We start from the raw sequence: 22,759 nt of genomic DNA, 5'->3' as shown, positions 1-22,759 counted from the left end.
TATGCTGGTCTTCGCGCAGTTCGGCGCCGGGCGCATCGGCGCCATCCACGCGGCGAACCTGGCCGCGAACTGGGGCGCGCGGCTCGCGCATGTGGTGGACGTCCACGAAGCGGCGGCCGCCTCCCTCGCCGCACGCCACGGCGCGCTCGCCTCCGACGCGCTGACCGCGTTGCGGGACCCGGCGGTGGGCGCGGTCATCATCGCATCCTCCACCGACACCCATGCGAACCTGGTGATCGCCGCGGCGAAGGCGGGCAAGGCGATCTTCTGCGAGAAGCCGATCGACCTCTCGCTGCCCCGCGTGGACCAGGCGCTGGCCGCAGTCCGCGCCGCCGGCGTGCCGATGCTGGTCGGCTTCAACCGGCGCTTCGACCCGTCCTTCGCGGAGTTGCACCGCCGCATCGGGGCCGGCGTGATCGGCGCCGTGGAGCAGGTCATAATCACCAGCCGCGATCCGGGCCTGCCGCCGCTGGACTACCTCACGGTGTCCGGGGGCCAGTTCCGCGACATGACGATCCACGACTTCGACATGGCGCGCTGGATGCTTGCCGCAGGCCACGAGGACGGGGAGCCGACGGAGGTCTTCGCCTGGGGCGCCGCGCTGGTGGACCCCGCGGTGGCGGAGGCAGGCGACATCGATTCCTGCATGGTGCTGCTGCGCACCGCCTCCGGCCGGATGGCGCACATCAACAATTCCCGGCGCGCCGCCTATGGATACGACCAGCGGGTGGAGGTGCATGGCAGCCTCGGCCGCCTGATCGCCGGCAACCGCACGCCGACGACGGTCGAACAGGCCGATGCCTGGGCCGTCGCCGCCGAGAAGCCGATGCATTTCTTCCTGGACCGCTACGCGGAGGCCTATCGCCTCGAACTCGCGGCCTTCATCGCGGCGGTGCGCGACGGCACGCCCATGCCGGTCGGCGCCGAGGACGGCCGCCAGGCCCTGGTGCTCGCCGAGGCGGCGCTGCGTTCACTCCGGGAGGGTCGCCCCGTGAAGGTCAGCGAGATCGCATGAGCGCCCTGCCCGCGGTGTCGCTGCAGGGCCGCGTGGTGCTCGTCACCGGCGGTACGCAGGGCATCGGGGAGGGCATTGCGCGCGCCGCGGCGGAAGCCGGCGCGGCCGGCATCTGCATCACCGGGCGCAATGCGGAGCGCGGGGCGAAGGTCGCGGCGAGCCTAGGTGCGAAGGCGCATTTCGTGGCGGCGGACCTGGCGGATGCGGCGGCGACGGCGCGCATCGTCGAACAGGCGGAAGCCGCCCTCGGCCCTGTGGACGCGCTGGTGAACGCCGCCGGCCTGACCGACCGCGGCGGCATCACCGACACGAGCGTCGAGCTCTGGGACCGGCTCTTCGCGGTGAACGCGCGCGCGCCCTTCATCCTGACCCAGGCCGTGGCGCGGCGGCTGAAGGCGCTCGGCCGGCCCGGCGCGATCGTCAACGTCATCACCATGTCGAGCCACGGCGGCCAGCCCTTCCTCACCGCCTATGCGGCATCCAAGGGCGCGCTGGCGACGCTGACGAAGAACACCGCGCATGCGCTGCGCGCCGACCGCATCCGGGTGAACGGCATCAATCTCGGCTGGGCGGACACGCCCGGCGAGCACGCGATCCAGGCGCGCGACGGCAACCCCCCCGACTGGCTCGCGCACGCCGCGCCGGCCCAGCCCTTCGGCCGGCTGATCGAGCCGCGCGACGTCGCCGGGCTCGCGATCTATCTGCTGTCGGATGCCGCGGCGATGATGACCGGCGCGCTGATCGACTTCGACCAGAACGTGATGGGAGCTTATGGATGAGTGACCTCGCCCGCCGCCGCGATGCGGCTGTCGCCATCGCCGTGGAGGCGGCGTCGCTTGCCGCGCGGCTGCGCGCCGAGGGCGGCGGCGTCGCCAGCCTCAAGGGCGCGCAGGACTTCGTCACGGAGGCCGATGGCGCCACCGAACGCTTCATCCGCGACCGCCTGGCGCGGGACTTCCCGGGCGAGGCGATCCTGGGCGAGGAGATGGGCGGCGCCGTCGACGGGGATGGCCCGCTCTGGGTGCTCGACCCGATCGACGGCACCTCCAACTTCGCGCGGGGCGGCGACCGCTGGTGCGTCTCGATCGGGCTGGTGATGGGCGGGCGCGCCGTGGCCGGCGCCATCGCCCGCCACGCCCCGGCCGAGGTCTTCGCCGCCGCCGAGGGCCACGGCGCGACGCTGAACGGCCGGCCGATCCGCGCGGCGCCTACGGCCGAGATCGGCCGCGCCATCATCGAGGCTGGCTGGTCGCTACGCCTGCCCATCGCGCGCTTCCACCGCATGGCGCAGGCCATCACCGCCACCGGGGCGGGGCTGCGCTGCGGCGGCTCCGGCGCGCTCGGCCTGGCGGAAGCGGCGGCGGGGCGGATCGACGGCTACCTGGAACTGCACATCAATGCCTGGGACGCGGCGGCGGCGATGGCGATCGCGCGCGAGGCCGGCGGCTGGACCAATGGCTTCGACAGCGGCGACTGGCTGGCGCAGGGCAACCCCGTCGGCGTCGGAGCGCCGGCGCTCGGGCCCGCGCTCGCGCTGCTGCTGGAGGCTTGAACGCGGCGCGCGGACGCGCGTAACTGGTCCGACATAATTGCGCCCGGGCACGAATCCGGGCCTGGAGGATCAGCGTCATGGCGTCACGTCGCCCCTTCGCGCTTGCCTTCCTTGCGGGCCTGCTCGGCGTGCTGCTGCCCGGCGGCGCGCGGGCGCAGGGCAGCCTGACGGTCTATTGCTCGGTGCAGGAGGAATGGTGCCGCCCGATGGTGGCGGGCTTCGAGCGCGCCACCGGCATCCGCGTGGCGATGACGCGCAAGTCCTCCGGCGAGACGCTGACGCAGGTCCGCGCCGAGGCATCCAACCCGCGCGGCGACGTCTGGTGGGGCGGAACGGGCGACCCCCACATGCAGGCCGGCCAGGAGAACCTGACCGAGGAATACCGGTCCCCCCGCCTCGCCGAGTTGCACCCTTGGGCGGTGCGCCAGGCGGAACAGGCGAATTTCCGCACCGTCGGCATCTATGCCGGCGCGCTCGGCTATTCCTACAACGCGACCGAGTTGAACCGTCGCCGCATTGCCGCGCCGCGCTGCTGGAGCGACCTGGCCAAGCCCGAGTTCCGCGGCGAGGTGCAGGTGGCGGACCCGAACACCTCCGGCACCGCCTACACCATGCTCGCGACGCTGGTGCAGTTGATGGGGGAGGAACCGGCCTTCACCTACCTGCGCGCGCTGCATCGCAACGTGAACCAGTACACGCGGTCCGGCGCGGCGCCCGCGCGCGCGGCGGCGACGGGCGAGACGCTGGTCGGCATCACCTTCCTGCATGACGCGGTGACGCAGAAGATCGCCGGCGCGCCGGTGGAGATCGTCGCCCCCTGCGAGGGCACGGGCTACGAGATCGGCTCCATGTCCATCATCCGCGGCGCGCGGAACATGGAGAATGCCCGCCGCTTCTACGACTGGGCGCTCAGCCCCGAGGCGCAGGCCATCGCGGCGCAGGCCAATTCCTTCCAGCTGCCGTCCAACCGCGCCTCGCCCATCCCGCCGCAGGCGCCCCGCTTCGAGGATGTACGCCTGATCGACTACGACTTCGCCCGCTGGGGCAGCGTGGCCGAACGCACCCGCCTGTTGCAGCGCTGGGAACGCGAGGTCCGCGCCGGCGCTCGCTGAGGCGCCGTGGGCGCGCTGACGCTCGGGCGGCTGGCGCTCCTCGCAGGGCTGGCCGGGGTGTTGCTGGCACCCTGGCACGGCATGGAGGATGCGGCCGCGCTCGCCGCCTGGCCACGGGCGGAAGCGGCACCGCTCGCCGCGCTGCTGGCCGATGGGGAACGCTGGTGGATGTGGCCCGCCGTGGGGCTGCTCGCGCTGGCCGCGCTGCCGCTGGTCAGAGGGCGGATGGCGGGCGGGCTGGTCGCCGCCTGCGGCGCGGCGATCCTCGCCATCGTCTTCCTGCAAGGCCAGGCGATCGGGCTGCGCGGCCTGGCCTGGCCGGCATTGGCGCCGCTGCTCGGCACGCCGGCGCCGCAGCCCGCGCTCGGCTGGGGCGGGGCACTGGTGCTGGCGGCGGCGGCTGGGCTGATTGCGTCAGGGCTGGCGCAGCGCGGGCGCTTCGGGGGGGACGCCTTCATCGCCTTCCTCGTGGTCGGCAGCGCGGGGCTGTTGCTGCTCTTTGTCTTCGTGCCGCTGCTGACCATCCTGTCCGCGGCGGCGATCGAGGACGGGCGCCTCGCCCCCGGCGCGCTGGCCGCGCGGCTGGCCGCACATGAGGCGTGGAGCCTCGCCTGCGTCACGACGCACCAGGGCTGCGGCGTGGTGTGGAACACGCTGCTGCTGGCCTGCCTGGCGGCGGCGGCCTCGACGCTGATCGGGCTGGCCTTCGCGCTGCTCTCGGCCCGCGGCGGCGTGCGCGCGCAGCCGGCCTTCCGCGCCATGACCATCCTGCCACTGATCACGCCGCCCTTCGTGGTCTCGCTGGCGCTGATCGTGCTGTTCGGCCGCACCGGGCTGGTGACCACGGCGATGTGGGACTGGTTCGGGATTCCGCGCAGCCGCTGGATCTACGGCCTGCCGGGCGTACTGCTGGCGCAGGTGCTGGCGCAGGCGCCCATCGCCTTCGTGCTGCTGGAAGGCGCGGTGCGCGCGATCGGACCGAGCCTCGAGGAAGCGGCAGCCACCATGGGCGCGCGGCACTTCGTGGTGTTCCGCACCGTGACCTGGCCGCTGCTGCGGCCGGCGCTCGCCGCCTGCCTGCTGCTCGGCTTCGTCGAGAGCCTGTCGGACTTCGGCAATCCGCTGGTGCTCGGCGGGGATTTCGACGTGCTCTCGACGCGCATCTTCTTCGCCATCGCCGGCGCGCGGCACGAGCCGGGGCGGGCGGCGGCGCTTGCGCTGCTGCTGCTGGCGCTGACCTTCGGCGCCTTCGCGCTGCAGGCGCTGTGGCTCGGGCGGCGGCGCTACACGACGGTCACGGGCAAGGGGGATTCCGGCGTGCCGGCGCCATTGCCGCGCGGACTCAGGATCAGCTGCGGTGCCGTCGCCTGGCCCTGGATGGGCTTCACCGCGACGGTCTATGGCATCATCCTGGTCGGCGGGTTCGTGCACGACATCGGCCGCGGTGACATGGCGTTCACCTGGCGCCACATCCTCACCGGCTTCGAGGTCGAATGGCGCGATGGCATCGCCTTCCGCGGCTCGGCCTGGGACAGCCTGTTCACCACCCTCGAGGTCGCGGCGATCTCCGCGCCGCTGACAGCGGGGCTCGGCATCCTGCTGGCCTGGCTGCTGGCGCGCCAGTCCTTCCCCGGGCGCGGGGCGCTGGAGTTCATGGCCATGCTCTCCTTCGCCATTCCCGGCACGGTGGTCGGCGTCTCCTACATCATGGCGTTCAACGAGCCGCCGGTGGAACTGACCGGCACGGCGCTGATCCTGGTGGTCTGCTTCGTCTTCCGGAACCTGCCGGTCGGCGTGCGTGGCGGCATCGCGGCGCTGGCGCAGATCGACAAGTCGCTCGACGAGGCTTCCGCCACCATGGGCGGCGGCGCGGTGCAGACGCTGCGGCGCGTGGTGCTGCCGCTGCTGCGGCCGGCGATCGTCGCGGCACTCGCCTTTTCCTTCGTGCACGCGATGACGGCGGTCTCGGCGGTGATCTTCCTCGTCTCGGCGCGGCACAACCTCGCCACCGTCTATATCGTCGGACGAGTGGAGGCGGGGGAGATGGCGCTCGCCATCGCCTATTGCACCGTGCTGATCCTGGTGATGCTCGCGGTGGTGCTCGGCATCGAGCGGATCGTCGGGCGGGCGCAACTCGGCCGGCGCCCGGCGCCGCTCAGGGCGGGGGCGTGACGCGCATGACCGATGCCGCGATCCGCTTCGAGCGCGTGACCAAGGCCTTCGGGGTCGTCCGCGCGGTGGACGACCTTACTTTCGACCTGCCGCGCGGCGCGCTGGTGACGCTGCTCGGACCCTCCGGCTGCGGCAAGACGACGACGCTGCGCCTGGTCGCGGGACTCGAACTGCCGACCGAAGGGCGCATCGAGATCGAGGGCGGCGACGTCACGCGCCTCGCCGCCGCCGAGCGGCGCATCGCCATGGTGTTCCAGTCCTACGCGCTGTTCCCGCACATGACGGTGCTGGAGAATGTTTCCTATGGCCTCGTCGTCGGCGGCGCGCGGCGCCAGTCGGCGGAGGGTGAGGCGCAGGCGATGCTCAAGACGCTGGGGCTTGAAGGCCTCGGCGCGCGCCTGCCGGCGGAACTGTCGGGCGGGCAGCAGCAGCGCGTGGCGGTGGCGCGCGCGCTCGTGCTGCGGCCCAAGGTGCTGCTGTTCGACGAGCCGTTGTCCAACCTCGACGCGCGACTGCGCCGCCGGGTGCGGGAGGACATCCGCGACCTGCAGAAGAGGCTCGGCCTCTCGGTCGTCTATGTGACGCACGACCAGCAGGAGGCGCTGGCCGTCTCCGACCTGCTGGTGGTGATGCGCGATGGCCGCATCGCCCAGAAGGGCACGCCGACGGAACTGTACGACGACCCGGCCGACGCCTTCGTCGCCGACTTCATGGGCGAGGCGAACGTGCTGGAGGGCGAGGTGCTGGCGTCGGACGGCGGCATGGGCCGCATCGCCGTCGGCGGTGCGGTGCTGGAAGCACCGATGCGCGCCCACCCTGCCGGCCGCGCGTCGCTCGCCGTGCGGCCGGAGGCGATCCGCCTGGTATCGGCGGAGCAAGGCGCCGGCCTGCCCGGCCGCGTGCAGCGCGCCGCCTTCCTCGGCCAGACGCGCGAATACGAGGTGGCGACCGAGGCCGGGATGCTCTTCGTCGTGACCCCCGCCGCCGCCCCGGCCTGGGAGGAAGGTGCTGAGGTTCTCTGCCGGATGGAGCGCGTGATCCCGCTGCGCACGTGAAGGAATGGGAAAGGCGGAACAGCGAAACTGCGGCGACCGCTGCAGGAGGCAGCCGCCGATGCCCCATCCCGCCGACCGTTCCTTTCGCAGCCTGGCCGGCGGCGTCGCGCCGCGGGTGAAGGTGGTGGACATCGGCGCCAATCCGATCGACGCCGACCCACCCTACGCCGCCATGCTGCGCGCCGGCGACGCCGAGGTGGTCGGCTTCGAGCCGAACCGGCAGGCGCTGGCGGAACTGGAGCGCCGCAAGGGCCCGCTCGAGCGCTACTTCCCCCACGCCGTGGGCGACGGCGCGCGCCACCGGCTGCACATCTGCCAGGCGCCGGGGATGACCTCGCTGCTCGAACCCGATCCTGCGGTGCTCGGCCTGTTCCACGGCTTCCCCGACTGGGGCCGGGTCCTGACGACCGAGGAGGTGGAGACCGTCCGCCTCGACGACGTGGCCGAGACGTCGGGTGCCGACCTGCTGAAGCTCGACATCCAGGGCGCCGAGCTGATGGTCCTGCGGCACGCCGAGGCGCGACTGCGCGACGCCGTGGTGATCCAGGCGGAGGTCGAGTTCCTGCCGCTCTACAAGGATCAGCCGCTGTTCAGCGAGATGGAGATGTTCCTGCGGGCGCGCGGCTTCGCCCTGCACCGCTTCTTCCCCGAGGTCAGCCGCGCGGTGCGGCCGATGATGGTGAACAACGATCCCTATGCCGGGCTCGGGCAGCTCGTCTGGGCGGATGCGGTGTTCATCCGAGACCTGACGCGGCTCGATGCGCTGTCCGACCGGCAGGTGCTGGCGATGGCGGCGATCCTGCACGATGCCTATGCCGCCTACGACATCGCCTTCCGCCTGGTGGCGGAACACGACCGCCGCATCGGCGCGGACCGGGCTGGCGCCTATCTCGCCGGCCTGCAGGCGCCGCTGCCGAGCGCGGCCTGATAACCCTTTCCGGAGAGACGCCATGGTCCTTCTCGCCGAGGCGCCCGCCGCGCTGCGCACCGTCCTGCATGTCGGCTGCGGCGCCGCCGATCCGGGCAAGCTGCCCTCCAACTTCTTCCCTGCGGGCGAATGGCGGGAGGTGCGGCTCGACATCGATCCTGCGGTGGCACCGGACATCGAGGCCTCCATCACCGACATGGCGGTGGTGGACAGCGCCTCCGTCGATGCGGTCTGGTCGGCACACAACCTCGAACACCTGTTCGCGCACGAGGTACCGATCGCGCTCGCCGAGTTCCGCCGCGTGCTGCGGCACGGTGGCTTCGCCCTGGTGACGGTGCCCGACTTGCAGCAGGTGGCGGAACTGGTGGCGCAGGATCGGCTGGCGGAAGCGGCCTATGTCTCGCCCGCCGGACCGATCGCGCCGTTGGACATGCTCTATGGCCACGGCGCGGCGATCGCCGGCGGCAACGTGTTCATGGCGCACCGCACGGGGTTCACGGCGCGGACGCTGGAGGCGGCGCTGGTCGCGGCGGGGTTCGGGCTTGTGCGGGTGGTGCGGGACCGGCACTTCGCGTTGTGGGCCACCGCTTACGTTACGGGTGTGTGAGGGGGCGTCGCCCCCTCACGCTCCCCCACCGAGGGCCGAAAGGCCCTCGGAACCCGGTTTCCAAAGGCCTTTCGGCCTTTGGCGGGAAGAGTTTGAGAGGGGCAGAGCCCCTCTCAAGGCGCCAGCCGGATCCGTTCGAATGCCGCTTCCATGCGCACCGCAAAACCGGCCGTATCGCCGATGCTGCGCGCCCAGGCACCGTCCGCCAGCGAGGCCCGTGCGCGCGCGTGGCGTGCCGGATCGGTGGCATGGGCCGCCGCGATCTCAATGTAGTCATCGAGCGTCGTGGCGATACCGTCGGGCAGCCCGACCGCCGTCAGCAGGCTGGCCGCCATGCGGGAGGCGAAGGCCCGCCCGGCAAGCGTCACGATCGGCAGCCCCTTGCGCAACGCGTCGGAGGCCACCGTGCCCGCATTGTAGGGGAATGTGTCCACGAACAGATCCGCCAGGCCCAGCCGCGCCAGGTAGCGCGACGGGTCGGAGCGCGTGGCGAAGACGATGCGTCCCGCCGCCACGCCCGCCGCTTCGGCCTGGGCACGGAGATTGGCGATGCCCGTCGCGTTGTCCTCGGTCAGCCAGAGCACGGCCTGAGGCGCGCGCCGCAGGATCGCCATCCAGGCGCCGAAGACCTCGGGCGTGATCTTATAGAAGTTGTTGAAGCAGCAGAGGACGAAGGCATCGGCCGGCAGGCCCTCCTCCGCGCGCGTGATGGCGGGCAGCGACGGCGCGCGGCTGTCATTCGCCTGATACAGCCCGCCGAGCGGCAGGGGCCGCGGCGCATAGTGTTCCGCCTGCCCGGGAGGGATCACGACCTCGTCGCAGATCAGCCAGTCCAGTTCCGGGATCGGCACCGGGCCGACATAGCCGAGATAGGTCGCCTGCACCGGCGCCGGCTTCCAGCGCAGCGCGCCGAGCCGCGCCCCGCGCGTCAGGCCGTTGAGGTCCACCAGGATGTCGATCTCGTCGGCGCGGATGCGGCGTGCGGCCTCCTCCTCCGAGAGGAGGCCGATCGGGACATGGTGGTCCAGCGCGGCGATGATGCGGCGGCGCAGGTCGCTGCCATCCTCCTCGGTCGAGCAATAACCGAAGACTTCGAAGCGGCCGCGATCGTGGCGTTCCAGCAGTTCCACGATCAGGAAGCCCATGGCGTGCCGGCAGAAGTCGGAGGAGAGGTAGCCGACGCGGATGCGGTCATGCGCATAGCCGCGCGCGGGTGCGAGGCGCTCCGGCGCCGGCGGTACCTTGCGGGCGATCCAGGCTTCCCCGATGCGCCGCTGCAACGCCGGATCATCGGTCAGCGCAAGGGCGCCGAGCGGGCCACCCTGCAGCGCCATCGCGTCTTCCGACAGGCCCGGAATGCCGTCGCCGCGCAATGGCCACATGCAGCCCTTCTGGCGCAGATGCGCCCAGTGCTGGATGACGTCCGGCTGCTGCGGGTCGATCAGCAGGCTGGCGCGCAATGTGCGTTCAGCCTCGGCATACTGCTTGCGGCTTTCCAGCAGCCTGCCGCGATGGTTGAGCAGCGGGATGCGCGCCTCGTCCGGCTGCAATGCGCCCTGCCATAGTGCGAGCGCATCCTCCGCCCGGCCCTCGGCCTCGAGCGCGAGGCCCAGGTTCACCGCCGCCTGATGCAGATCCGGCTTGAGCGCCAACGCCTGCCGATAGGCGACCATGGCCCCCTGCCGATCCCCCCCGGCGCCGAGCAGCACGCCGAGGTTGAACCACGCCGCGAAGCGCTGCGGCGACACCGGATTGCCGCCGAGCCAGGTGCGGTAGGCCGCGATCCCGTCCTCCGGCGCTGCGCCGTCCAGGCGCGCCATCAGGGCTTCCAGCGGCAAGCCGGCGAGCGTTCCCGGCGCGGCGGCGTCGAGCGGCGCCACGGCTCAGCCTTCCGCCGCCGGGTGAAAGCGCGCATCGGGCGGCAACGGCGCGAAGGCATGACGGCGCGCCATCGCGTCGCGCCAGCGATCCTCCTGACCCGGATCGAACGCGGCCTCGATCGCGTCGTGGTCCATGGCTGCGCCGAGTTCGAGATAGGTTTCGAGATTCGTCATGTCCGGCCGGGGCAGGCGGTTCGCGGCGAAGTCGTCCCACATGCCGCGGAACAGCGCCTCGAGGTCGCGCACCAGACGCGGCGTGTCGAAGAGCAGCGCCGTCCCGCGCCCGGCGACGAGCCTCTCGCGGAAGGGCGCCAGCGCCGCGCGGTCGCGGCCGAAGGCGATGGCGCGCGCGACATATTCCTCGACGCCCGAGCAGACGAATTCCGGCAGCCCTGCCGCATGCACCAGGCTCGCGCAGACGCGCGCGGCGAAACCGCGCCCGGGCACGGTCAGCACCGGCACGCCCATCCACAGCGCGTCGGAGGCCGTGGTGTGCGCCCCGTAGGGCAGCGTATCGAGGAACAGGTCCGCCAGCGCATAACGCGCCAGATGGTCGCGGTTGCCGGTGATCGGCGCGAAGACGATTCGTTCCGGCGCGACGCCGGCCGCGGCGGCGCGGGCGCGCAGGCGGGCCTCGACCTCCTCGCAGGATTTGAGCAGCCACAGCACGCTGCCGGGCACCTGGCGAAGGATCTCCATCCAGCGCGCGAAGACGAAGGGCGTGATCTTCTGCGTGCCGTTGAAGGAACAGAAGACCGCAGCGTCCTCGGGCAGGCCTTGTTCCGCGCGGGTCGGCGCGCGCTCCGCCCCCGTGGGTCGCTGCCGGTCATTGGGCTGGTAGCAGGCGAGGCGCACCACCTTCTCGGAACAGAAGCGCTCGCTGCCCGGCGGGACGATATGCGGGTCGCCGATGATGTAGTGGTGGTACGGGCTGCCCATGCTGCCCGGATAGCCGAGCCAGTTGACGATGATCGGCGCCGGCCGCCGCGCGAGCAGCCGCGTGCGGGCGCTGCGCGTGTGTCCGTTCACGTCCACCAGGATGTCGATGCCGTCGGCGAAGATCATCGCTTCCGCCGCCGCATCGTCGAGGTCGGTGATGACGCGCCAGTGCTCGACCGATTCCCGGATGCGGGCCTTGGTCGCGTCCTCCTGCGGCACGCCGCAATAATAGGCGAAGACCTCCAGCGCGCTGCGGTCGTGCAGGCCGAACATTTCCGCCATCAGGGACCCGATGGCATGTTCCCGGAGGTCGGAGGAGAGATAGCCGATCCGCAGCCGCCGCCCCCGCACCTCGGCGATGCGATGGGTGAAGTCCTCGGTGGTGCGGAAGCTCCCGGGCCAGCCATGGTCCTCGCGGCAATGCGCGTGGGCCACGGCGAGCTGCAGCATCGGGTCATCCGCATAGCAGGCCATGCTGAGCGGCGCGATGCGGCGCAGCAGCGCCGCGCGGTCGTGGCCCGCGAGTGGCATCAGCAGCGGCCACTGGCACTGGCGCTGGCGCAGGCTGATCCAGTGCTGAACCACGTCGCGCTGCCAGGGCGTGAGTTCCGCGACCAGGCGGAGCGTGTCCTCCGCCTCCGACAGGCGGCGCGCACCTTCCTGCACCTGCGCCATCTGCTTCAGCGCCGTGGCCTTGTAGGCGACCGTGTCGCCCGTCAGCGCGGCCAGGCTGGTGGAGACATGCGCCCAGTGGTTGTAGGCCTGCGCCGCCGCGCCCAGCCGTTCATAGGCGGCGCCGAGGTTGATGTAGGGCGGCAGGAAATCCGGCCGGCGCCGGATGGCGGCGGTGAAGGCCTCCACCGCGCCGTGCAGGTCGTTCAGCCCGGCCAGCAGCACGCCACGGTTGAAGTGCACGGCGTGCAGCAGCGGATCGTCCGGGTTCAGCGCGACCCAGTCGCGGTAGAGTTCCGCCGCCAGTGCCGCCTGGCCCGAGGCCGCGAGCGCCTGCGCGCCCCCGACCAGCTCGGCGATGCCCATTTTGTGCATGCCCGATGCTCCCGTCTGGTGGTCGCGGCCGCACCCGGCCGCGCCATGTCATGCGAACAGCGCGTTGGCCTGCGCCGTGGTCATCGCGCCGATCTGCGTCGTGGTGAAGCCGGCCACCTGCGCATTCGTCAGCGCAGCGATGTCGCTGGTCTCCAGCGCGCCGATCTGCGTCGTGGTGAAGGCGGCGATCTGCGTCGTGGTCAGCCCCGCCACCTGCGTCGTGGTCAGCGCCGCGATGCCCGTGGTGCTCAGTACGGCAACCTGCGTGCTGGTCAGCGCCCCCAGTTGCGCGGAGGAGAGGCCCACCTGCTGGGTCGTTGTCAGCGCGCCAATCGCCGTGGTGGTGAGCGCCGTGACCTGCGCGTTGGTCAGCGCTGCCATCTGCGTGGAGGTAAGCGCCCCCAGTTGCGTCGTGCTCAGCACTCCAAGGTCGGTGGTTTCCAGACCCTTGATCTGGCTGACGGTCAAGGCACCGATCTGGGTCGTGCTCAACACGCCCACCTGGGTGGTGGTCAGCGCCGCCACCTGCGCGGTGCTGAGTCCCCGGACCTGGGTGGTGCCCAGGGCCCCGACCTGCGTCGTGGTCAGCACGCCCACCTGGCTGGTGCTGAGACCGGCCATCTGGGTCGAGGTGAGGGCCGCAAGCTGCGTCGTCGTCAGCGCGCCGACCTGCGTCGTGGTCAGCGCCTGCACCTGGGAGGAAGCGAGCCCACCGATCTGCGCCGTCGTCAGCACCGCGAGGTCGGTGGTTTCCAGCGCGCGGACCTGCGAGGTGCCAAGTGCGGCGATCAGCGTACGGCTGAGCGCCCCGACCTGCGTCGTGGTCAGCGCCACAAGGTCGGTGGTTTCCATGCCGACGATCTGCTGGCTCGTCAGGGCAGCGATCTGTGTCGTGGTCAGCGCACCGACCTGGGTGGTGCTCAGCGACGCCACCTGGCTCGAGGCCAGCCCGCGCAGCTGCGTGGTGCCGAGACCCGCGACCTGGGTGGTGGTTAGCGCCCCCACCTGCGTCGTGCTGAGCGCCGTCACCTGGGAGGAGGCGAAGGCGCCGAGCTGCGTCGTGGTCAGCGCACCGACCTGGGTGGTGCTCAGCGCCCTCATCTGCGTGGTGTTCAGACCGCGGATCTGGGTGGCGGACAGTGTGGCGAGGTCGGTGGTCTCGAACGCCGCCAGTTGCGTCGTTGTCAGCGCACCGAGCTGGAGGGCGCTGAGACCGGCGACCTGGGTGGTGGTCAGCCCCGCGATGTCGGTGGTGTCCAGGGCGCGCACCTGCACCGTGGTCAGTGCGCCGAGCTGCGTGGCGGCCAGGGCCCCCATCTGCGTCGTGGACAGCGCCCCCACCTGGACCGTGGTCATGCCGCGGATCTGCGTCGTGGTCAGCGCCCCCAATTGGGCGGTGGTGACGGCGCCGATCTGGGTGGAGGTCAGGGAGGCGACCTGCGTCGCCGCCAGCCCCCGGATCTGCGTGGTGGTGAGCACCGCGATATCGGTGGTCTGGAACCCCTTCATCTGTATGCCGCTCAGCGCGGCGAGCTGCGTCGTGCTCAGCGCGCCGATCTGCGTTGTCGTCAGCGCGGCGATGTCGGAGGCTTCGAGCCCGGTGATCTGCGTCGCGGCCAGCGCGCCGACCTGCGTCGTGGTCAGCGCCGCGACCTGCGTCGTGGTCAGCGCCGCGACCTGGGACGAGACCAAGCCCCGTAGCGCGCTGGTGCCGATGGCGCCGAGCTGGGTGGTGGTCAGCGCCGCGACGTCGGTCGTCTCGAGGCCCGCGACCTGCGTGGCGCTCAGCGCGCCGACCTGGGTCGTGGTCAGCGCCCCGACCTGCGTGGTGGAGAGCGCGGCGACCTGGGTCGCGGCGAGACCACGCACCTGCGTGGTGTTCAGCGCCGCCAGATCAGTCGTCTCGAGCGCCGCCACCTGCGTCGTGGTCAGGGCCGCGAGCTGCGTCGGCTTCAGCCCACCGACCTGGGTCGTGGTCAGGGCTGCGATGTCGGTGGTGTCCAGCCCGCGGAGCTGGGCTGTCGTCATGGCCCCGATCTGCGTGGAGGTGAGCGCCGCGAGCTGCGTCGTGCTCAGCGCCGAAACCTGGGTCGAGCTGAGCCCCGCGACCTGCGTCGCGTTCAGCCCGCCGACCTGCGTCGTGGTCAGCGCGCCGATCTGCGTCGTGGTCAGCGAGGCGAGCTGCGACGCCGCGAGACCGCGCATCTGCGTCGTGGTCAGGACCGCGAGGTCCGTCGTCTCCAGCCCCAGCAACTGCGTCGTGCTCAGCGCCGCAAGCTGCGTGCTGGCAAGCGCGGCGACCTGCGTGGTGGAAAGCGCCGCGAGGTCGGTGGTCTGAAGCCCCGCGACCTGGCGGGTGAAGAGGCCGGCGATCTGGGTCGTGCTCAACGCCGCGACCTGGGTGGTGCTCAGCGCGCCGACCTGCGTGCTTGTCAGGCCGGTCAACTGCGTCGTGGTCAGGGTGGCGAGGTCGGTGGTCTCGATCGCGCCGATCTGGGTCGTGGTCAGGCCGGCAAGCTGGCTGGAGCGCAGCCCGGCGACCTGGGTGGTGGTCAGGGCGGCGATGTCGGTGGTGTCGAGCGCCCTCAACTGGGCCGTGGTCAGCCCTGCGACCTGGGTCGAGGTCAGCGCGCCGAGCTGCGTCGTGGTCAGCGCCGCCACCTGGGTCGTGGTCAGCCCGGCCACCTGGGTGGTGGTCAGCCCCGCGATCTGCGTCGTGGCCAGCGCGCCGAGCTGCGTCGTGGTCAGCGCCGCGACCTGGGACGAGGCGAGCCCGCGCATCTGCGTCGTGGTCAGCACCCCGATGTCGGTGCTCTCCAGCGCCCGCACCTGGGCCGTGCCGAGGGCGGCCATCTGGCTGCTGCCCAGCGCCACGATCTGGGTGGTGGACAGCGCCGCGACGTCGGTCGTCTCGAGGCCCGCGACCTGCGTGGCGCTCAGCGCGCCGACCTGGGTCGTGGTCAGCGCCCCGACCTGCGTGGTGGAGAGCGCGGCGACCTGGGTCGCGGCGAGACCACGCACCTGCGTGGTGTTCAGCGCCGCCAGATCAGTCGTCTCGAGCGCCGCCACCTGCGTCGTGGTCAGGGCCGCGAGTTGCGTCGGCTTCAGCCCGCCGACCTGGGTCGTGGTCAGGGCTGCGATGTCGGTGGTGTCCAGCCCGCGGAGCTGGACTGTCGTCATGGCGCCGATCTGCGTGGAGGTGAGCGCCGCGAGCTGCGTCGTGCTCAGCGCCGAAACCTGGGTCGAGCTGAGCCCCGCCACCTGCGTCGCATTCAGCCCGCCGACCTGCGTCGTCGTCAGCGCGCCGATCTGCGTCGTGGTCAGCGAGGCGAGCTGCGACGCCGCGAGACCGCGCATCTGCGTCGTGGTCAGGACCGCGAGGTCCGTCGTCTCCAGCCCCAGCAACTGCGTCGTGCTCAGCGCCGCAAGCTGCGTGCTGGCAAGCGCGGCGACCTGCGTGGTGGAAAGCGCCGCGAGGTCGGTGGTCTGAAGCCCCGCGACCTGGCGGGTGAAGAGGCCGGCGATCTGGGTCGTGCTCAACGCCGCGACCTGGGTGGTGCTCAGCGCGCCGACCTGCGTGCTTGTCAGGCCGGTCAACTGCGTCGTGGTCAGGGTGGCGAGGTCGGTGGTCTCGATCGCGCCGATCTGGGTCGTGGTCAGGCCGGCAAGCTGGCTGGAGCGCAGCCCGGCGACCTGGGTGGTGGTCAGGGAGGCGATGTCGGTGGTGTCGAGCGCCCTCAACTGGGCCGTGGTCAGCCCTGCGACCTGGGTCGAGGTCAGCGCGCCGAGCTGCGTCGTGGTTAGCGCCGCCACCTGGGTCGTGGTCAGCCCGGCCACCTGGGTGGTGGTCAGCCCCGCGATCTGCGTCGTGGCCAGCGCGCCGACCTGCGTCGTGGTCAGCGCCGCGACCTGGGACGAGGCGAGCCCGCGCATCTGCGTCGTGGTCAGCACCCCGATGTCGGTGCTCTCCAGCGCCCGCACCTGGGCCGTGCCGAGGGCGGCCATCTGGCTGCTGCCCAGCGCCACGATCTGGGTGGTGGACAGCGCCGCGACGTCGGTCGTCTCGAGGCCCGCGACCTGCGTGGCGCTCAGCGCGCCGATCTGGGTCGTGGTCAGCGCCCCGACCTGCGTGGTGGAGAGCGCGGCGACCTGGGTCGCGGCGAGGCCACGCACCTGCGTGGTGTTCAGCGCCGCCAGATCGGTCGTCTCGAGCGCCGCCACCTGCGTCGTGGTCAGGGCCGCGAGTTGCGTCGGCTTCAGCCCGCCGACCTGGGTCGTGGTCAGGGCCTGGATCTGTGTCGTCGCCATGCTGCGGATATCGGCAGTGGTCAGCCCCGCGATGGCCGTCGTCGTGAGGCCCTGGATCTGCGTCGTGGTCAGGGCAGAAATGACAGTCATCGCGGACTCCAGGCCGGGCCTTGTCCGTATCGGGCAAGGCGCCACCCGGAAGCCCGGATGGCAAGTGTGGACACACGGCTTCGACGTCCTGTCGGCACGGTGCCGTGACGGACCTTGGAGCCGTCCCACTTTCCCAACGGTAAACCCGCGACCAAGAATCGCGCGGGGTGTCGGCTCATTGCTCGCGGCGGCGATCGCTGTGTCGTGGTCGAAGGCCGCTGCCGCTCCACCGGCCCCACATGCGGATATGCCCGGCAATGTTGCCGGGGGCGGTCAGGGTTCGCGCAGGCTTTCCTGCACGCCCCGGATGAGCGGGTAGAGGAAGTAAGAGAGCAGGCTGCGGGAGCCGACCCGGATCTCCGCCGTCACGCTCATGCCCGCGATCGGGCGCGCGCCTTCTGGCAGGGCGTGCAGGCCCGGCCCGTCCAGCACCACCTGGGCACGATGCAGCGGGCCGCCGGCGGCCTGGCCCGGCTCGCCTTCCGCGCCCGGCCGTGCGGCCTGGGATTCCTGCGCCACCGCGCGCAGCCAGCCTGGAAGCGTGCCGTGACGCTGGAAGGGAAAGGCATCCACCTTCACCACCGCCGGATCGCCCGCGCGCACCTGACCGATATCGGCCGAGCGCAGCACCACCTCGGCGATCAGCGGCGCGCCGGCCGGCACCAGGCTGACCAGGGGCTCGGCCTCCCGCAGCACGGACCCGGCCGAGCGGCGCGCGACGTCCAGAACCGTGCCGTCCTCCGGCGCCGTCACCAGCGTGAGTTCGGCCAGCCGCGTCGCCTTGGCGAGGGATTCCTCGACCCGCGAGACTTCCCCGCGCACGCGTGCGACCTCCTCGATCACCTGGCGGCGCCAGTCGTCGAGGAAGCCCTGCCGTTCCGCGCGCTTCTGTTCCAGCGCGTGGCGCAGTTCCCGCAGGCGGCCACGGTCCTGGCCGCGCTGCTGTTCGGTCGCTATGCGCCGTGCGCGCGCTTCCAGCCAGTGCAGGCGGGATCCGATCTGGCCCTCCAGCAGGTGGGCGCGAAGCGCCTCCACATCGCGGGCGATGGCGATCTGTTCCTCTGTCGCGGCCTCGGCATCCTCCAGCGTGCGGATGGCGGCTTCCTGGGCGCGCATCTCCTCGTCCAGGGCACGCAGGCGCGCGGCGAGGAAGGCCTGGCGCTGGGCGTGCAGCACGGCCTGCAGCAGGGTGTCGCGGTCCTCTCCGGTCGGTGCCGGCTGACCGGCGAGTTCCGCCTCCAGCCGCATCAGCAGCGCCGCGAGCGCCTGCCGCTGCGCCGACAGCGCGGCCCGGTCGGCCTCGGCGAAGGACGGGTCGAGCACCGCCAGCACATCCCCGCGGCGCACGGCCTCGCCGGGGCGGACGCGGATCTCGCGGATCACCGCGCGCTCCATGGGTTGCAGCACGATGGGCGGCGCATCGGGCGCAAGCCGCCCGGCCCCCGTCACCACCACGTCCACCTGCGCGAAGGCGGCCATCGCGATCAGCGCGACGAAGAGCGCCGCCACCACCCAGTGCAGCCCGCGCAGGAAGGGCGGGGGCGGCTCGGCGATCAGCGCCTCCAGCGGGTCCTGGAAGGCCACCGCCTCCGGCGCCAGCCGCGCGGCCGGCGGGCGCCACCGGCGGCGCGCGAGGTTCCGGTGCCGGCTCATCGCAGGTGCCGGGTCTGCTGGTGCCACAGGTGCCGGTACACCTCGCAGCGGCCGAGCAGGGTCTCGTGCGGGGCGAAATCCACGGCCCGCCCCTGTTCCAGCACCAGGATCGCATCCGCCTTCGCGAGCGAGGACAGGCGGTGCGAGACGATGATCATGGTCCGACCCCGGGCGATCTCATTCAGGTTGGCCTGGATTATCGCCTCGCTGTCGGGGTCGAGCGCGCTGGTCGCCTCGTCCAGGATCAGCAGCGGCGGGCGGGTCAGCAGGGCGCGGGCGATGGCGATGCGCTGGCGCTGGCCGCCGGAGAAGTTGCTCGCCCCTTCCTCGACCATGGTGTCGTAGGCCATCGGCAGGCGCTCGATGAATTCCTGCGCGCCGGCAAGGCGGGCGGCTTCCAGCACCTCGGCGATCGACGCATCGGGCCGCGCCGCGGCGATATTGTCGCGCAGCGTGCCGCGAAACAGCAGGTTTTCCTGCAGCACCACGCCGACATGGCGGCGCAGATGCTCGAGGTCGATGGTGCGGATGTCGGCATCCCCGAAGCGGATCAGTCCCGATTGCGGCGCGTGGATGCCCTGGATCAGCCGCGTGACCGTGGTCTTGCCCGACCCCGACCGCCCGACCACTCCGATCACCTGGCCTTCCTCCGCGCTGAAGGAGACGCCGTCGAGCGCGGGCATCGCGGCGCCGGGGTAGCGGAAGGTCACGTCCTCGAAGCGCAGCGCGCCGGTCACCGGCGGGCGCGCAAGGCGCTGGCGCGCCGGCGCCTCGGCCCGCGCGTTCATCACCGTGCCGAGCATGCGGACCGACAGCGCCGCTTCCTGGTATTCGTTGATGAGCGTGACGATCTGCACTAGCGGCCCGGTGACACGGCCCGACAGCATGGTGAAGGCGACCAGCGCGCCGATGGTCAGGGACCCGTCGAAGACCAGCGTGGCGCCGATGCCGAGCACGGCGATCTGCATCAGCCGTTCCAGCACGGATGTCGCCACGCTGCCCACGGCCGAGATCCGGCCGACCTCGGCATGCGCCCGCACGGCGGTTGCCACCTGCCCGTCCCAGGCGCGGCGGCGCGCGGGCTCCAGCACCAGGGACTTCACCGCGCGCATGTTGTGCAGCGTCTCGACCAGATGCGCCTGGCGCGCGCCTTCCGCCGCATAGAGCACGTTCAACCGCCGCCGGAAGGCCGGCACCATGGCCCCGATCACCAGCGCGATCGCCGCCGAAAATCCGAGCACCACCAGCGTCAGCACGCCACTGTAGATGGCCAGCAATGCCAGCAGCACCGGCAGCAGCGCGGCATCGAGCAGCGTCTGGAACAGCCGCCCGGTCAGGAAGTGCCGCAGCTTCTCCGTCTGCTGCATGTGGCGGACCAGCACGCCGGCGGCATGGCTCTCGAAGAAGGAGAGCGGCAGGGACAGCAGATGCCCGAAGGTCCGCGCCCCCAACCTCGCATCCACCTTGTTCGACGCCAGCAGCATCAGCCGCTGCCGGGCATAGGAGAAGAAGCCGTCGAAGACCGCGAGCAGCACGAAGACCAGCACGACCACCGTCAGGGTCTGCCAGGCCTGGTGCGCCATCACCTTATCGATCAGCACCTGGAACAGCAGCGGTATGGTGAAGCCGATCAGGTTGGACAGCACCGCCGCCACCGCGACGCCGGCGAAGAAGCGGCGATGGCGGGCGATCTCGGGCAGGAACCAGGACAGGCCGAAGGGGCGGTCATCCCCGGCCGCCGGTGTCGCGCGCCGGCACAGCACCAGCGTGCCCGACCAGGCCGAAACGAAATCGGCCTGCTGTACAAGCTGCACGCCCGCCGCTTCCTGCGCCGGGTCCAGCACCGCGGCCATGGGCGCGCCATCCGGCCCGGGCACGACATGCACCAGGACCACCCAGGACCCGTCCCGCCGCACGGCCAGCGCGGGATAGGCGGTGCCGAGCTGCGCCGCCTTATCCCACCCGCAGCGGTTAAGCGCGCGCGCCTTCAGCCCCAGCCGCCGCATGGCGCCGAGCACGGCCGGCAGCATGTCCGGCCCCTGGGCGGGGGGCAGTTCCTCGGGCGCCATGTGCATCCCGTGGTGCATGGCGACGAGGAAGAGGCACCGCAGGGCTGTGAGTTCTGGCGCCAACATCCTGTCCGGCCCCGATCCAGGCCGGACATTAGCGAAGCACCCTTGCGAGGCGGTTAAGCCGGCGCGGCCCGGCCGAAGGTCACTCCGCCGTCCAGCCCCCGTCCACCACCACCGAGGACCCGGTCATCAGCGAAGCGGCGTCGGAACAGAGGAAGACGATCGCCCCCATCAGGTCCTCGACCTGTCCCAGCCGGCCGAGCTTGATCTTCTGCAGCACGCTCGCCTTGAAGGCTTCGTCCTCGAAGAAGGGCTTCGTCAGCGGCGTCTCGATGAAGGTGGGGCAGAGCGTGTTCACGCGGATGCCATGTGGCGCGAGGTCGATCGCCATGGCGCGCGCCATGCCTTCCATCGCCCATTTCGAGGCGCAGTAGACGCTGCGCCGCGCCCCGCCGACATGGCCCATCTGCGAGGAGACATGCACGATGGCGCCGGGAATGCCGGCCGCGATCATCCCGCGCGCCGCGGCCTGCGCGGCGAAGAAGGCGGCGCGGACGTTCAGCGCCATGATCGCGTCGTAATCCGCGACCGTCACATCCTGGAACGCCGCGGGCCGATTGGTGCCGGCATTGTTCACCAGCGCGTGGAACGGCCCGGCATCTCCGATGGCGCGCATCGCCGCATCGACGTCGTTCACATCCAGGGGCAGCGCGGAAGCCTTGCCGCCCTCCGTGCAGATGGCGGCGGCGGCCTGCTCGATCTCGCCTGCGCTGCGCGCGGCGAGCACCACCTCGGCACCGGCCTGCGCCAGTGCCGCCGCAGCGGCCAGCCCGATGCCGCGCCCCGCGCCGGTCACCAGCGCGCGGCGCCCGTCGAGCCGGAAGGATGGCGTGCGGGGCAGGTGCATGTGCGGGGGCGGCGGATTCACGCCTCCGGTGCTCGGCTCCGCCTCCGCCCTCCGGCGATCCGGCGCCATCACTCCGCCGCCTGTCCGTAGGGAACATTGCGCCCGCCATAGCGCCGCAGGCGGATATTCGCCTGCTCGGCATGGCCGACGAAGCCCTCCAGCATGCAGAGGCGCGAGCAATAGGCGCCGACCATGGCGCTCGCCTCGTCCGTCAGCACGCGCTGGTAGGTGACGGTCTTGAGGAACTTGCCTACCCACAGCCCGCCCGTGTAGCGCGCCGCACCCAGCGTCGGCAGCGTGTGGTTGGTGCCGATCACCTTGTCGCCATAGGAGACATTGGTGCGCGGCCCCAGGAACAGCGCCCCGTAGTTCGTCATGTTCTTCAGGAAGAAATCATCGTCCGAGGTCATCACCTGCACATGCTCGGAGGCGATGCGATCGGCCTCGCGCAGCATCTCGGCCTTGTCGTCGCAGACGATGACCTCGCCGTAGTCGGCCCAGGCCTTGCGCGCGATCTCGGCCGTCGGCAGCACGCCGAGCAGGCGCTCGATCTCGGCCATGGTGTCGCGCGCGAGCTTCTCGGAATCCGTCAGCAGGATGGCGGGGCTGGTCGGCCCGTGTTCCGCCTGGCCGAGCAGGTCGGTGGCGCAGATCTCGCCGTCCACCGTCTCGTCGGCGATGACGAGCGTCTCGGTCGGTCCGGCGAACAGGTCGATGCCGACGCGGCCGAACAATTGCCGCTTCGCTTCCGCGACGAAGGCATTGCCGGGGCCGACCAGCATGTCCACGGGCTTGATGCTCTCGGTGCCGAGCGCCATCGCGCCCACCGCCTGCACGCCGCCGAGGCAATGGATCTCATCCGCCCCCGCGAGATGCTGCGCGGCGACGATCGCCGGCGCCGGGCGTCCGTTGTAGGGCGGCGCGCAGGTGGCGATGCGCGGCACGCCCGCCACCTTCGCCGTCACCACCGACATATGCGCGGAAGCCAGCAGCGGATACTTGCCCCCCGGCACGTAGCAGCCGACGGAATTCACCGGGATGTTCTTGTGACCCAGGACAACGCCCGGCAGCGTCTCGACCTCGATGTCGCGCATCGATTCCCGCTGATGCTGCGCGAAGTTGCGCACCTGTTCCTGCGCGAAGCGGATGTCGTCCAGCGCGCGGGCGGGCAGTTCGGACAGGCAGGCGCGGATCTCAGCATCCGTCAGGCGGAAATCCTCGCGATCCCATTTGTCGAAGCGGCGGGACATCTCCCGCACCGCGGCATCGCCGCGTGCCGCGATGTCCTCGAGCAGCGTCTCGACCGTCGCGCGCACCTCGGCCTGCGCCGCCGCCTTGTCCGATGCGCCGATCGAGCGCTTCAGCCACCGTGCCATGACCGGTTTCCTCCGGGTGTATTGCCGGGCGCACTCTGCGGGCGCA

15 protein-coding genes are annotated in these 22,759 nt (G+C 71.6%); 8 read left to right on the top strand and 7 right to left on the bottom strand.

Annotation, left to right across the window (positions count from 1 at the left end; genetic code table 11):
• Position 1 precedes the first annotated feature (1 nt).
• The 8 genes from iolG to GXW76_RS15115 all read left to right on the top strand — a co-directional run bounded on the left by iolG (position 2) and on the right by GXW76_RS15115 (position 8,441).
• On the top strand, positions 2 to 1,015 hold the full coding sequence (gene iolG / locus GXW76_RS15150; RefSeq protein WP_211862924.1) for an inositol 2-dehydrogenase: 1,014 nt from the start codon (positions 2 to 4) through the stop codon (positions 1,013 to 1,015).
• Positions 1,012 to 1,794, top strand: coding sequence for an SDR family oxidoreductase (locus GXW76_RS15145; RefSeq protein ID WP_211862923.1), 783 nt, complete (start codon positions 1,012 to 1,014; stop codon positions 1,792 to 1,794). The genes iolG and GXW76_RS15145 overlap by 4 nt, the downstream gene beginning before the upstream one ends.
• Positions 1,791 to 2,567 carry an inositol monophosphatase family protein gene (locus GXW76_RS15140; protein WP_211862922.1) on the top strand — a complete coding sequence of 259 codons (777 nt, stop codon included), beginning with the start codon at positions 1,791 to 1,793 and terminating at the stop codon, positions 2,565 to 2,567. The genes GXW76_RS15145 and GXW76_RS15140 overlap by 4 nt, the downstream gene beginning before the upstream one ends.
• Positions 2,568 to 2,644: 77 nt before the next feature.
• Positions 2,645 to 3,679: an ABC transporter substrate-binding protein gene (locus GXW76_RS15135; RefSeq protein WP_211862921.1), complete on the top strand. Its 1,035-nt coding sequence runs from the start codon at positions 2,645 to 2,647 to the stop codon at positions 3,677 to 3,679.
• A gap of 6 nt (positions 3,680 to 3,685) precedes the next feature.
• On the top strand, positions 3,686 to 5,851 hold the full coding sequence (locus GXW76_RS15130; RefSeq protein ID WP_211862920.1) for an ABC transporter permease: 2,166 nt from the start codon (positions 3,686 to 3,688) through the stop codon (positions 5,849 to 5,851).
• 5 nt (positions 5,852 to 5,856) lie between these two features.
• Complete coding sequence (locus tag GXW76_RS15125) at positions 5,857 to 6,906, top strand: ABC transporter ATP-binding protein (RefSeq protein ID WP_211862919.1); 1,050 nt, start codon at positions 5,857 to 5,859, stop codon at positions 6,904 to 6,906.
• A gap of 58 nt (positions 6,907 to 6,964) precedes the next feature.
• Positions 6,965 to 7,834, top strand: coding sequence for an FkbM family methyltransferase (locus tag GXW76_RS15120; protein ID WP_211862918.1), 870 nt, complete (start codon positions 6,965 to 6,967; stop codon positions 7,832 to 7,834).
• A gap of 22 nt (positions 7,835 to 7,856) precedes the next feature.
• Positions 7,857 to 8,441, top strand: a complete 585-nt coding sequence (locus tag GXW76_RS15115) for a class I SAM-dependent methyltransferase (RefSeq protein WP_211862917.1) — start codon at positions 7,857 to 7,859, stop codon at positions 8,439 to 8,441.
• Positions 8,442 to 8,554: 113 nt separating this feature from the next.
• On the opposite strand, the gene GXW76_RS15110 is transcribed toward GXW76_RS15115, so the two are convergent.
• The 7 genes from GXW76_RS15110 to hisD form a co-directional block, all read right to left on the bottom strand.
• Positions 8,555 to 10,321, bottom strand: a complete 1,767-nt coding sequence (locus GXW76_RS15110; RefSeq protein WP_211862916.1) for an O-linked N-acetylglucosamine transferase, SPINDLY family protein — start codon at positions 10,319 to 10,321, stop codon at positions 8,555 to 8,557.
• 3 nt (positions 10,322 to 10,324) lie between these two features.
• Positions 10,325 to 12,307, bottom strand: coding sequence for an O-linked N-acetylglucosamine transferase, SPINDLY family protein (locus tag GXW76_RS15105; protein ID WP_246514370.1), 1,983 nt, complete (start codon positions 12,305 to 12,307; stop codon positions 10,325 to 10,327).
• A gap of 48 nt (positions 12,308 to 12,355) precedes the next feature.
• Positions 12,356 to 16,705: a beta strand repeat-containing protein gene (locus GXW76_RS15100; protein WP_211862915.1), complete on the bottom strand. Its 4,350-nt coding sequence runs from the start codon at positions 16,703 to 16,705 to the stop codon at positions 12,356 to 12,358.
• A gap of 273 nt (positions 16,706 to 16,978) precedes the next feature.
• Positions 16,979 to 18,358, bottom strand: a complete 1,380-nt coding sequence (locus GXW76_RS15095; protein WP_211862914.1) for an HlyD family type I secretion periplasmic adaptor subunit — start codon at positions 18,356 to 18,358, stop codon at positions 16,979 to 16,981.
• Positions 18,355 to 20,493 carry a peptidase domain-containing ABC transporter gene (locus tag GXW76_RS15090; protein WP_211862913.1) on the bottom strand — a complete coding sequence of 713 codons (2,139 nt, stop codon included), beginning with the start codon at positions 20,491 to 20,493 and terminating at the stop codon, positions 18,355 to 18,357. The genes GXW76_RS15095 and GXW76_RS15090 overlap by 4 nt, the downstream gene beginning before the upstream one ends.
• A gap of 79 nt (positions 20,494 to 20,572) precedes the next feature.
• The gene (locus GXW76_RS15085) at positions 20,573 to 21,358 is read right to left on the bottom strand and encodes an SDR family NAD(P)-dependent oxidoreductase (protein ID WP_338150968.1); all 786 of its coding nucleotides are present in this window, start codon (positions 21,356 to 21,358) and stop codon (positions 20,573 to 20,575) included.
• 47 nt (positions 21,359 to 21,405) lie between these two features.
• On the bottom strand, positions 21,406 to 22,713 hold the full coding sequence (gene hisD, locus GXW76_RS15080) for a histidinol dehydrogenase (RefSeq protein ID WP_211862912.1): 1,308 nt from the start codon (positions 22,711 to 22,713) through the stop codon (positions 21,406 to 21,408).
• Between the last annotated feature and the right edge of the window lie 46 nt (positions 22,714 to 22,759).

It is taken from the genome of Neoroseomonas soli, assembly GCF_018129065.1.
GTDB classification, from domain to species: domain Bacteria; phylum Pseudomonadota; class Alphaproteobacteria; order Acetobacterales; family Acetobacteraceae; genus Neoroseomonas; species Neoroseomonas soli.
This window is presented reverse-complemented; position numbering and strand designations above follow the sequence as displayed.

Coding starts and splice junctions, on each gene's coding strand:
- iolG (WP_211862924.1), top strand. CDS start 2: ATGCTGGTCTTCGCGCAGTTCGGCGCCGGGCGCATCGGCGCCATCCAC.
- GXW76_RS15145 (WP_211862923.1), top strand. CDS start 1,012: ATGAGCGCCCTGCCCGCGGTGTCGCTGCAGGGCCGCGTGGTGCTCGTC.
- GXW76_RS15140 (WP_211862922.1), top strand. CDS start 1,791: ATGAGTGACCTCGCCCGCCGCCGCGATGCGGCTGTCGCCATCGCCGTG.
- GXW76_RS15135 (WP_211862921.1), top strand. CDS start 2,645: ATGGCGTCACGTCGCCCCTTCGCGCTTGCCTTCCTTGCGGGCCTGCTC.
- GXW76_RS15125 (WP_211862919.1), top strand. CDS start 5,857: ATGACCGATGCCGCGATCCGCTTCGAGCGCGTGACCAAGGCCTTCGGG.
- GXW76_RS15120 (WP_211862918.1), top strand. CDS start 6,965: ATGCCCCATCCCGCCGACCGTTCCTTTCGCAGCCTGGCCGGCGGCGTC.
- GXW76_RS15115 (WP_211862917.1), top strand. CDS start 7,857: ATGGTCCTTCTCGCCGAGGCGCCCGCCGCGCTGCGCACCGTCCTGCAT.
- GXW76_RS15105 (WP_246514370.1), bottom strand. CDS start 12,307: ATGCACAAAATGGGCATCGCCGAGCTGGTCGGGGGCGCGCAGGCGCTC.
- GXW76_RS15100 (WP_211862915.1), bottom strand. CDS start 16,705: ATGACTGTCATTTCTGCCCTGACCACGACGCAGATCCAGGGCCTCACG.
- GXW76_RS15095 (WP_211862914.1), bottom strand. CDS start 18,358: ATGAGCCGGCACCGGAACCTCGCGCGCCGCCGGTGGCGCCCGCCGGCC.
- GXW76_RS15090 (WP_211862913.1), bottom strand. CDS start 20,493: ATGTTGGCGCCAGAACTCACAGCCCTGCGGTGCCTCTTCCTCGTCGCC.
- hisD (WP_211862912.1), bottom strand. CDS start 22,713: ATGGCACGGTGGCTGAAGCGCTCGATCGGCGCATCGGACAAGGCGGCG.